Source organism: Eggerthella sp. AM16-19 (assembly GCF_003474385.1).
Classification (GTDB): Bacteria; Actinomycetota; Coriobacteriia; order Coriobacteriales; family Eggerthellaceae; genus Senegalimassilia.
This window is the reverse complement of sequence record NZ_QUCY01000034.1, coordinates 1-261: the sequence shown is the minus strand read 5'-3', so window position 1 is coordinate 261 and position 261 is coordinate 1. Positions and strand designations below refer to the sequence as shown.

Sequence of the window (261 nt, the reverse complement as noted above, 5' to 3'; positions counted from 1 at the left end):
CGCCGCGAAGAAGGTGATCGAGTTCACCTGCGCGCGTTCCGCCAGTCCCAGCAGGGCCTCGGAACGGCTCGAGTAGGCGGCCTCCTTGGCCACGCGGGCGAAGGCCGCGGCGATCGCGCCGTCCATGCGCGTGCCGACGGCCGCCAGCGCCCCCTCGAACGACGATCCGGCCGAGATGCAGATGGCCATGAGGTCGAGCGCATCGGGAAGCTGGCGGTCGAGCTCGTCGCGCCACTCGGCGCGGCGGGCGAGCAGCCACGC

1 protein-coding gene is annotated in these 261 nt (G+C 73.2%); it reads right to left on the bottom strand.

The window, feature by feature from the left end:
• The coding region (locus DW178_RS11340) for a type II secretion system F family protein (protein WP_502695390.1) at positions 1-261 on the bottom strand (261 nt) is incomplete at both ends.